This window comes from Microbacterium sp. UBA837, from assembly GCF_002296025.1.
Classification (GTDB): domain Bacteria; phylum Actinomycetota; class Actinomycetes; order Actinomycetales; family Microbacteriaceae; genus Microbacterium.
This window is the reverse complement of the sequence record NZ_DBHD01000003.1, coordinates 106,714-116,567: the sequence shown is the minus strand read 5'-3', so window position 1 is coordinate 116,567 and position 9,854 is coordinate 106,714. Positions and strand designations below refer to the sequence as shown.

The 9,854-nt window shown below is 67.4% G+C and carries 10 protein-coding genes, 1 tRNA gene and 2 pseudogenes; 3 read left to right on the top strand and 10 right to left on the bottom strand.

Annotated elements, in window-relative coordinates:
• Window positions 1-596, bottom strand: a pseudogene (locus tag B3587_RS00660) (hypothetical protein); the annotation flags it as partial.
• Between the two features lie 68 nt (window positions 597-664).
• Between B3587_RS00660 and B3587_RS00655 the strand changes: the two are divergent.
• Entirely contained in the window at window positions 665-1,159 is a 495-nt protein-coding gene (locus B3587_RS00655) for a GNAT family N-acetyltransferase (RefSeq protein WP_308017234.1), read from the top strand.
• Here the strand turns inward: B3587_RS00655 and B3587_RS00650 are convergent.
• Entirely contained in the window at window positions 1,156-1,704 is a 549-nt protein-coding gene (locus B3587_RS00650; protein WP_292725778.1) for a TetR/AcrR family transcriptional regulator, read from the bottom strand. The two genes, B3587_RS00655 and B3587_RS00650, sit on opposite strands and share 4 nt — an antisense overlap.
• A gap of 38 nt (window positions 1,705-1,742) precedes the next feature.
• Here B3587_RS00650 and B3587_RS00645 point away from each other — a divergent pair, with 38 nt between their 5' ends.
• Together B3587_RS00645 and B3587_RS00640 are read left to right on the top strand one after the other, a co-directional pair.
• Entirely contained in the window at window positions 1,743-2,102 is a 360-nt protein-coding gene (locus B3587_RS00645; RefSeq protein WP_292725777.1) for a darcynin family protein, read from the top strand.
• Window positions 2,099-2,848 carry an SDR family NAD(P)-dependent oxidoreductase gene (locus B3587_RS00640; protein ID WP_292725775.1) on the top strand — a complete coding sequence of 250 codons (750 nt, stop codon included), beginning with the start codon at window positions 2,099-2,101 and terminating at the stop codon, window positions 2,846-2,848. Before B3587_RS00645 ends, B3587_RS00640 begins: the two co-directional genes overlap by 4 nt.
• Before the next feature lie 162 nt (window positions 2,849-3,010).
• On the opposite strand, the gene B3587_RS00635 is transcribed toward B3587_RS00640, so the two are convergent.
• The 8 genes and pseudogenes from B3587_RS00635 to B3587_RS00600 all read right to left on the bottom strand — a co-directional run.
• Window positions 3,011-3,083: transfer RNA gene (locus B3587_RS00635), tRNA-Leu, on the bottom strand.
• A 54-nt stretch (window positions 3,084-3,137) separates the two neighbouring features.
• Entirely contained in the window at window positions 3,138-4,514 is a 1,377-nt protein-coding gene (locus B3587_RS00630; protein WP_292725773.1) for an NAD(P)/FAD-dependent oxidoreductase, read from the bottom strand.
• A gap of 23 nt (window positions 4,515-4,537) precedes the next feature.
• Window positions 4,538-5,842 (bottom strand): S8 family peptidase, encoded by a 1,305-nt coding sequence (locus B3587_RS00625; RefSeq protein WP_292725771.1) that lies wholly within the window; start codon window positions 5,840-5,842, stop codon window positions 4,538-4,540.
• Window positions 5,839-6,390 carry a DUF501 domain-containing protein gene (locus B3587_RS00620; RefSeq protein WP_292725769.1) on the bottom strand — a complete coding sequence of 184 codons (552 nt, stop codon included), beginning with the start codon at window positions 6,388-6,390 and terminating at the stop codon, window positions 5,839-5,841. The genes B3587_RS00625 and B3587_RS00620 overlap by 4 nt, the downstream gene beginning before the upstream one ends.
• Window positions 6,391-6,487: 97 nt before the next feature.
• Window positions 6,488-7,021, bottom strand: a complete 534-nt coding sequence (locus B3587_RS00615; protein WP_228177024.1) for an FtsB family cell division protein — start codon at window positions 7,019-7,021, stop codon at window positions 6,488-6,490.
• A 35-nt stretch (window positions 7,022-7,056) separates the two neighbouring features.
• Window positions 7,057-8,337, bottom strand: coding sequence for a phosphopyruvate hydratase (gene eno, locus B3587_RS00610; protein WP_228177023.1), 1,281 nt, complete (start codon window positions 8,335-8,337; stop codon window positions 7,057-7,059).
• Between the two features lie 105 nt (window positions 8,338-8,442).
• The gene (locus tag B3587_RS00605) at window positions 8,443-9,111 is read right to left on the bottom strand and encodes an O-methyltransferase (RefSeq protein WP_228177022.1); all 669 of its coding nucleotides are present in this window, start codon (window positions 9,109-9,111) and stop codon (window positions 8,443-8,445) included.
• A gap of 124 nt (window positions 9,112-9,235) precedes the next feature.
• Window positions 9,236-9,854: pseudogene (locus B3587_RS00600) on the bottom strand (DUF1648 domain-containing protein); the annotation flags it as partial.

The window sequence follows — 9,854 nt, the reverse complement described above, 5'->3', positions numbered from 1 at the left end:
CGACCCCGCACCGCGGCTTCGTGACGCTCCGTCAGGCTCGGCGCGGTTTCCCGGTCAATCAGGCGGCGTAGCGACCGCCGAAACGATCCCACCGGCAGCGATTCCGCGAGCTCCAGCGCCCGCCCCACCAGGCCCGCCGCGACATCGGGGTCGAGTACATCGAGGTCATCGACCAGGATCTCCGCGTGACGGACCGTCACGTTTGCGTGGGAGAGGGACTCCAGAACCGTCGGGTAGGAGTGGACGAGTGATTCGGCGCGGGAGAGCATCATCCCCGCCGCGTTCTCCGTGATCCGCAGAGCAGACGCGAGTTCCAGCCGGAGGGAGCGCATCACCAGCTCCCGCGACCCGCCCCCATACCGCGACACATCATCGAGAGCCTCCAGGCGGAGGTCATCGACCCGAGCGAACCGTTGCGCCGCGAACACCGCCTCCAGGTCGGCAGCCTCCAACACGAGGGCGACAGCGTCCGGACGCGGCGGCACCCACCCCGCCACCTCGGCATCCCACTCCCGCACATCACCCTCATACAGGAACACGTCAGCATCCGGACCCTCGGGCCGCTGCCCCGACTCGCCCATGCCAACCTCATCCATACCCCGACACTACGAGGGGGTTCCGACATTGACACGCCCGCGCGGCCCATCGGTGATTGACTTGGCACGTGAGACTCGAGCCATGTCAGGTGGGCGATATCCACGACCTCGAGGAGTTTCTCGGCCGCGTGGATCTCACCGCGAGCGGGCTGGACTCGCCGACCGCGCGGCTGTGGATCGAGCGCGACCCCACCGGCGCCATCGTCGCAAGCGCCGGGTACGAACTGAGCGCCGACGGTGTTCACGTACTCATCCGGAGCGTCGCGGTCACTCCGCGCCTCCGGTCTGGTGGCCGAGGCGCGGAAGCGGCGCGGTTCGCCCTCCACCAAGCCTCGCAGGAGGGGGTGCGGCGCGCGTGGCTCTTCAGCCGCCGCTCGGGACCGTTCTGGCAAAGCCTGGGATTCCTGCCCGCAGACCGCGACGATCTCGCGGTCGCGCTGGCGGGAACGGAGCAGGTGCGGCCATTTCACGCACGGGCCAGTTCGAGCGCGAGATCGCATGGTCATGCCAATCGAGCGAGTGAAGCATTCGAACCCATGCGGCAGCCATCCACACGCCACTAGAGGTCGACGAGCGCTCGAGCGAGCCGCCGCACGGCCGACTCCACGCGCGCAGTGTCTCCCGTCACGTAGAGATCGAGAGCGAACCCCTTCAGTCCGCTGACGAGGAGGGTGGCGCCCTCACGCGGATCACCACTGTAGGCCGGGTGGCGCTCAAGTGCTTCCGTAACGCGGTCGAGCCACTCCGTGGTCGTTGCCAGAGCGAGAGGTCGGAGTGTCTCGTCGTGAACGGCAAGCGCCATCACTTCGAGCGTCAGCATGACGCGGGCTCGTTGACTCCCCTCGGCCATGGCGTGCCATATGCCGAGGATGGTGTCGTCGAGGCGCGCGCTGGTGTCGAACGGGGGCACACGGGGCGCGCTTGCCGCGAGCGCCTGGGTGAGCAGCTCCTGCTTCGAGCCGAAGTGGTGAATGAGCATCCGATCACTCGTTCCCAACGCGTCCGCGAGGGGTCGCAGTGAAAGTCCGGCGACTCCGTGCCCGATGAGGTAGTCCACAGTGCCGTCGAGCAGTTCCTGTCGTCGCTGCGCATCAATGGGTCTCGCCACTCCTTGACTGTAGCAGTTGCTACATATACGCTCGCCTCATGATTAACGAAGCAGCTGCTACAGAAACCCGATTCGTCGTCTTCGTCCATCTCACGGCACTCCCCTCCTGGCTCCGCCTCCCCCACGAACGACGCGCCGCCGTCCGTGCCGACGAACTGCTCACCGCGTTCGCGGCGCACCCCCGAATCCACACCCAGTGGATCGACGTGGAGTCCTACTCCGCCGCGTCGTCCGACATCCTCATCGCCCACGTGACCGACCTTGCGGACTGGAATCTTCTCTTCGAGAAGCTCCGCGACACCTCCTTCTTCTCCGAGCCGTACTTCCGCGTCGACCAGATTCTCGTGGGGATCGAGGACGGCTACCGCGCCGCAGAGACAGGCGCCGGTGCTGCGTGAGCGCGCCGACCGCGCTCACTGAGCGTGTGCTGATAACGGGCGGCACCCGCGGGTTCGGATGGGCCCTGGCGCGCCGGATGCAGAGCACGGGCGCCCTCGTCGCGGTCTGCGGACGATCCGTCGAAGCCGTCGCCGCGGCGAACGCGCACGGACTCACCGGGATCGTCGCGGACGTCGAAGATCCCGGTGACCGGCGACGTCTCATCGAGACCGCCGCTGATCACCTCGGTGGATTGACGCTCCTCGTGAACAACGCAGCGACGCAAACCGGCATCCGGTTCGACGCGGACACATCCGCGCAGGCCGAGCAGGCCTCGCTCCGCGAGATCCGAGTCGATTTGGAGGCACCGCTCGCCCTGACCGCCCTCGCGCGCCCTCATCTCGAAGAACAGTCATGCGCTGGGGTCGCCTTCATCACGAGCACGCTCGGCTTTGCGCCCAAACAGTCCGCGCCCGCCTACTGCGCCGCCAAGGCGGGACTCGCCGCATTCGCCCTGTCGCTTCGCTACCAGTGGGCTAAGAGCCACCCCCAGTTGAGCTCGATTCGCATCATGCTCCCGCTTGTGGATACCGATACGACCCGCGGTCGCGGGAGCGGCAAGATATCGCCCGAGGATGCCGCCCAGCAAGCGGCCCAGGCGATCGAGCGCGGCAAGGACGAGATCGTCATCGGTCGTGCACGGATCCTGACCACCCTCCACCACATCGCCCCGGGAGCGGCCGCCCGCATCACCCGCAACGAGTGACACACCCGCACACCCCCAGTGTGGCTCTCGAACCCCGCCCCACCGCCACTCCACGCGCCGCTGCGCAGCGCGCGGAGCCTCCGGCGGCGTGGGCCCGAGTGGGCTTCTCGCCCACCAAAGCGACACGGCACCCCGCCGCGCTGCGCGCGGCACGGTGCCGTGTACCCCCGGTGGGACTCGAACCCACACTTGAGCGATTTTAAGTCGCCTGCCTCTGCCATTGGGCTACGGGGGCGCGCCGTGATCAGCGATCCCACGCTACCCGCAGGGGCGCCCGCGACCGACAGTGTCAGGACTTCGCGGCGACCTTCTCAGGCTCCGACTCGGCCGGCTTTGGCTTCGGACGCGCCGCAAACTCCTCGAACACGTACCGCGGGTGCTGCACGGTCGACAGGTTCACGATGTCACGGCCGAGCCAGAGGTTGTTCCACCAACCCCAGATGACCCGCCACTTGCGCTCCCACGACGGCATCGCCAGGCCGTGGTAGCCGCGGTGCGCAAGCCAGGCGATGAAGCCCTTGAGCGCAAGCTTGCCCGACTGGAATACACCGTTGTACAGACCAAGACCCGCGACGGCGCCGAGGTTCTTGTGCACGTACTCGACGGGAAGCTCGCCGCGCAGGACCGCGGTGATGTTCTTGGCCATGAGCTTGGCCTGACGCACGGCGTGCTGCGCGTTCGGAACGCAGTACCCGCCGACGCCACCGCCCGTGAGGTCGGGCACCGCCGCAACGTCACCGGCGGCCCAGGCACCCTCGACGATCTCATCCTCGCTGCCGACGCGAAGGTCGGCGCGGGTACGGATGCGGCCACGTTCCTCGACGGGCAGGTCGCTGCCCCGCACGACTGTCGGGTTTGCCATGACACCGGCGGTCCAGACGATCAGATCGCTCGGGATGACCTCCCCGGTGGAGAGCTCGACGTTGCCGCCGACCGCTCCGGTGACCTGCGTGTCGAGGTGGACTGCTGCACCGCGCTCACCGAGTGACTTCATGACCCACTTGCTAGTCTCGAGCGAGACCTCGGGCATGATCCGGCCCATCGCCTCGATGAGGTGGAAGTGGGTCTCGTCGAAGCTCAGCTCGGGGTACTTCTTGAGCAGAGCGGATGCGATGGAGCGAAGCTCGGCGAAGACCTCGATGCCCGCGAACCCACCACCCACGACGACGACGGTGAGCAGGCGCTCCCGCTCGGGTCCGGGGCGAAGGGTCGCTGCCTTGTCAAAGTTCGAGAAGAGCTTGTCGCGGATCGCGACGGCCTCTTCGATCGTCTTCAGCCCGATGGCGTTGTCGGCGATCCCGGGGATCGGGAAGGTGCGCGAGACGGCGCCCGCGGTGACCACGATCTGGTCGTACTCTTCCTGCCACGGCTCACCGAGGGCCGGAGTAACCGTCGCTACCTTGTTGGCGTGGTCGATTCCGGTGATCTTGGCCGTCACGACGCGCGTGCGCTTGAGGTGACGACGCAGCGACACCACCGAGTGGCGAGCCTCGATCGAGCCCGCAGCGACCTCGGGAAGGAACGGTTGGTAGGTCATGTACGGAAGCGGGTCGACGATCGTCACCTGTGCTTCGCCGCGGCGAAGGTGCTTCTCGAGTTTCCAGGCCGTGTAAAAGCCGGCATACCCTCCGCCGACAATAAGGATCCTGGGCGTGGTGTTGCTCACGATGGGAGAACTCCTGAGATGTTTCAGCGGCGGGGGGCGCGGGACGCCAATCGGACGCGTCGGACAGCAGCGGTGACGCCGAGCGCCACCAGTATAGCCGCGACCGTGCCCGCCGTCAGCGGAACAGTCCCATACAGCAGTGACTCGGTACTCGGCAGCAGCGGCGAGGCCGCAGCTTGCTGCTCCACGGGAGGGAGGGGTTCGACTGCGGCAGGGGGAACTGTCGGCTCGGGATCGGGCACGAGATTTGCCCGACGGTAGATGGTGATCCACTCCGCGAGGCTCCCCAGGGGGTTCTCGCTGACCGCGGGTACGGATGCCGTCACCGCGGCCTGCGCATCCACCAGGCCGTACCCGTAGAGCGGATCGGGAAGCTCCGTCACTCCGGCGGGCGGGGTCGCGGTGCGGATGATGTGATTGATGACATTGTCGGCATCCATGTCGGGATAGGCGGAACGCACGAGTGCGGCAATACCCGCCACAATCGGGGCAGCACCACTGGTGCCGGGCCATTCGACCACGGTGCCGTCGGCAGAGACGCCCAGGAGCTTCTCGCTCGGCGCAACGACAGCGATCGTGATGCCCTGCGTCGAGGCGTCCAGGCTTGCGCGCCCCTGCGGATCCACTCCGCCGACCACGAGAACACCGGGGATCGTTGCCGGGGCACCGACGACTCCCGTCCCGCTCCCCCGGTTTCCGGCGGCCGCGACGACCACGACATCGTGTTCGAAGGCATACATGAATGCGTCGTCCCAGCTGCGATCCCAGTCCGGGGTATTCGTCGTGAACGACAGGTTGATGATGTCGGCGCCGTTGTCGACAGCCCAATAGATCGCTTGAGCGATCTGCTCCGTGAAGGGGACGGATGCCGACACACCGAATCCCACCGAGATCGACAGGAGCTCGGCATCCGGTGCCACACCGGTCATGCCGGTCACAGGGCTCGTTCCGCGGGAGGCGGCGAGGGACGCGACCCAGCTGCCGTGATCGGGGTCTCGCGCTCCCACGGGCGTGCGACCGTCCGGCGACCCGAGGCCAGAGACATCCGTGCCGCCGACAACTCCCGAGAACTCCGGGGGTCCTTTGCCGATTCCGGTGTCGATGATGGCGATCTTCACGCCTGCGCCCGTGGAGGTTTTCCAGGCGTCCCGGATGCCGTAATCGTCGAGCCAGTACTCCGCCGCCCGGAGCGGGTCGGCCTCAGACGGCGACGGCGAGGGGGGAACGGTGAAACCGGGCAGCGCGATGATGCCGACGATCGCGAGCGTCACGGCTGCCAGCCGCCCGAGAGAGCGGCGGCGGGGCTCTGGCGCCGTCGCAGCGCTCACGCGATCTCCTCGGAAACAGCCTCCACCGGGCGGATGGCAGCTCCCGGGTCGGTGCAGACGCAACGATCCGGGGACCAATCTGACAGTGCCAGCGCCCGGTCCCCGATCGGGTTCACCCCCGGCCCCGCGGCAAGCGAGTGCGCCAGCACAGCGTGCAGACACTTCACGCGTGTCGGCATGCCGCCCGCCGAGATACCAGCGATCTCCTCCGGGTCGCCGTACTGGGCGCGGTCCTCGAGATAGCTCTGGTGCGCGAGACGGTAGACCGCCGCGATCTCGTCGTCCACATCGAGCTGGTCAGCCAGCTCACGCATGGTGTGGTCGGCCTCGAGCACCGACATCGCGGCCGTCGCACCCGGATGCGTCAGGTAATAGAACGTCGGAAACGGCGTGCCGTCGGGAAGTCGCGGGGCGGTGGCGACAACCGTCGGGTTTCCGCAGGCGCAGCGCGCGGCGATCCCGAGCACTCCTCGAGCCGGGCGACCCAGCTGCTCGCGCAGAACGGCGAGTTCAGCCTCGGTAACGGGAGCGAACGGAGGCCTGGACACCTCTCCAGGCTACCGATCAGCTCCTGAAGTTCGGCTGCGTGTTCCGCGGCGACGGAGACTTGTCAGACAGTTGCTGCTTTCCGGACCCGAACAACGGTCACGGCGCGACTGTCGACTCCGAGGGAGTCGGCTCAGGATCGGGGATCCCGATGACCGGAAGCGCGGCGGTCTTCGCGAGCCCCGCCGCGGTCACCGAGCGCACGAGCTGCGACATCCAGTCGGTCGTGGTTTGCACGACCTCATCGCTCACGGGCGCCTGCTCTGCGGGTATCGCCGAGTCGGGAAGATCATCGTCGACGAGATACACGACCTCACCGGGGCGCACGTAATAGAGCCGCTCCCGAGCCTGCGTCGTGATGTAGGCCGGGTCCTGCCACCGGTCTTTCTCGGTCTCGAGAGCTGCGATCTCGTCCTGAGTTACCTGCACAGCCTGTTCGAGTGCCGCGATCCGCTGCCTCTGCTCGAGGTAGGTGCCCACGGTCGGAACCAGGACGAAGGCCGCGAGAACGACGAGGCCCAGCATGATCACCATGAAGCCTGAGAGCCGGATGCCGCCGAGCCAGCCCCGTACGTCGACGCGGCGCGCCGAGCGAGCACCGCGGGAACGAGAAGGGGGAGCCGGATTCGTCATCGCGGCTCCCCTCTCGTCAGGTCAGTTCGAGCGCATCAGCCCTTGAATCGGGGGAAGGCTCCACGACCGGCGAAGACCGCCGCGTCGCCGAGTTCTTCTTCGATGCGCAGAAGCTGATTGTATTTCGCGACACGCTCGCTGCGGGCAGGCGCACCGGTCTTGATCTGACCGCAGTTCACGGCGACCGCCAGGTCGGCGATCGTGGTGTCTTCGGTCTCGCCCGAGCGGTGCGACAGCATCGAACGGTAGCCGTTGGAGGTGGCAAGAGCCACGGCATCCAGGGTCTCGGAGAGCGTGCCGATCTGGTTGACCTTCACCAGCAGCGCGTTGGCAACACCCAGGTCGATGCCGCGCTGCAGGCGGCTCGGGTTGGTCACGAACAGGTCGTCACCGACCAGCTGCACCTTCGAGCCGATCGCGTCGGTGAGAGCCTTCCACGCGTCCCAGTCGTCCTCGGCGAGCGCGTCCTCGATCGTGACGATCGGGTAGTTCGCGACGAGGTCCGCGAAGTAGTCGGTCAGCTCAGCTGCCGTCCACGGCTTGCCCTCGACGGTGTAGACACCGTCGGAGAAGAACTCGGTGGCAGCGACATCCAGACCCACGGCGATGTCTTTGCCGGGGGTGAAGCCGGCCTTCTCGATCGCCTTCATGAGGAAGTCCAGGCCCTCGCGGTTGCTGGGCAGGTCGGGGGCGAAACCACCCTCGTCACCGAGGCCGGTCGAGAAGCCCGCAGCCTTCAGCTCGCCCTTGAGGACGTGGTAGGTCTCGGTGCCCCAGCGCAGCGACTCGGCGTAGGTCTCAGCGCCGATGGGTGCGAGGAAGAACTCCTGGAAGTCGATGCCGTTGTCGGCGTGCTCGCCACCGTTGATGACGTTGAACAGCGGAACGGGCAGCACGTGCGCGTTGGGTCCGCCGAGGTAGCGGAACAGCGGCAGGTCGGCGCTGTCGGCCGCGGCCTTGGCGACGGCCAGGCTCACGCCGAGGATCGCGTTCGCGCCGCAGCGCGACTTGTTGTCGGTGCCATCGGTCTCGATGAGGATCTCATCGACGATGCGCTGCTCGCTGGCATCCACGCCCTCAAGCGCGGGGCCGAGTTCGTCGATGACGGCAGCGACGGCCTTGAGCACGCCCTTGCCGCCGTACCGGCTCTTGTCGCCGTCACGCAGTTCATACGCCTCGAATGCGCCGGTGGATGCACCGGACGGGACGGCCGCCCGCTGAACGGTGCCGTCTTCGAGGAGGACTTCCACCTCGACGGTCGGGTTGCCGCGCGAATCGAGAATCTCGCGCGCGCCTACAGCCTCAATCAATGCCACGAAAGGACTCCTTGTTTGGGAGGGTTGTGTCGGAGCGTCGTCGGTCCGACATCGAGTCTAGTGACGACGGATGCTGCGCCACAGGCCCGCTGGGCGGAGAAAAGCTCAGACCACCACCGCGAGCGCGATCCCATCCCATCCCTTGCGGTCGAGGGTCTGCAGGGCAGTCGCATCGAACCGCGGATCATCGCGGAGCATCTCGAGTCCGCGCCGGGTACCGACGACCTGGCTGGTCGTGTCGAGCGGATCGGCGACCTGGCCGGATCGGCCGATGTTGTCGACGACGACAACGGTTCCCGGACGCCCGAGGCGCGCAGCCCAGTCGAGGTAGAGCGTGTTGGACTCCTTGTCAGCGTCGATGAAGACGAGGTCGAACGGGTCGCCCTCCCCCAGGGCCGGCAAGACGTCAGCGGCCTTCCCGACGCGGACCTCAACGCGATCTCCGACGCCCGCTCGATCGAGGTTGGCGCGCGCGATCGACGCGTTGACCGGTTCCGCCTCGATCGTAATCACCCTCCCCCCAGCGGGAAGCGCGCGGGCCAGCCAGATCGTCGAGTACCCACCGAGCGTGCCGACCTCAAGCACCCGGCGGGCGCCGGCGATTCTTGCGAGCAGGTGCAGGAACTTGGCGTTCACGGGGGCTACCTCGATCGCCGGCAGCCCAGCGCTGCTCTGATCGGCAAGTGCCGCCTCGAGCGCAGCATCCTGCTCGACAAGAGTCTCTGTCAGGTAGTGATCGACACGCGTCCACGCATCCGGAGTTGGCACTGTCATATCGCCAGACAACCGCGCCGGAGGGGGCGAGGTCAACGGGTTCGCTCTGGTGCGAGTGGTGGCTGGCGCCGGAATTGGCCAGTAGCGGCACTCGTGGCGACCCGGGTGGCCTGCTGGTCGTTGGTCAGTTCTTTGCCTCCTCACGGGCGCGAAGGCCCTCAATCGCCGCCGCAGCCGTTGCGGCGTCATCGACGGTCACGACAAACACGCGCCCGCTTCTCTTGGCGATCTCGAGCGCCTCGCCGCGACGCAGAACGACGCCCGTCCGGCCGTCCAGCGCGGTGCGCACGCCCCACCCGCCGAAGTCCGCCAGCGGGTTGACGAGGATGGCGCGCACGGCAGCGATCTCGGTCAGCGGAACGTGGAAGCGCGGAACACCGAGATAGCTGATCACCCGCACGCCGGAGTCGTCGACCCGCACCCGGAAGAGGCCGGTCGCGGTGATCGCGAGCCCCACCACAAGAGCAACCGAGAGCAGAATGGGCCAGGCTGATCCCCCAGCAAGAGCGTCGAACACCGCACCACCCAGGAGAAGGATTCCGAGTCCGAGGAGGATGACCATCCCGAGCCGGGACATCGTGACGCTACGCATCCACACGACGCGCTCTCCCGGTGCGAAGGTGGGCACATGGCCATCGTCGGCGACTGCGACGGTCCCGCCGCTGACAGTCACCGCCGGCTGCAAGAACCACGCGAGAACGCCGAGGACGACCCCGGCGACACCGCCGGCCAGAAGTGCGGGC

Bases quoted from the DNA above. Each gene is read 5' to 3' on its own strand.
- B3587_RS00645 (WP_292725777.1), top strand. From the start codon at position 1,743: ATGATTAACGAAGCAGCTGCTACAGAAACCCGATTCGTCGTCTTCGTC.
- B3587_RS00615 (WP_228177024.1), bottom strand. From the start codon at position 7,021: ATGACGAATCCGGCTCCCCCTTCTCGTTCCCGCGGTGCTCGCTCGGCG.
- B3587_RS00605 (WP_228177022.1), bottom strand. From the start codon at position 9,111: ATGACAGTGCCAACTCCGGATGCGTGGACGCGTGTCGATCACTACCTG.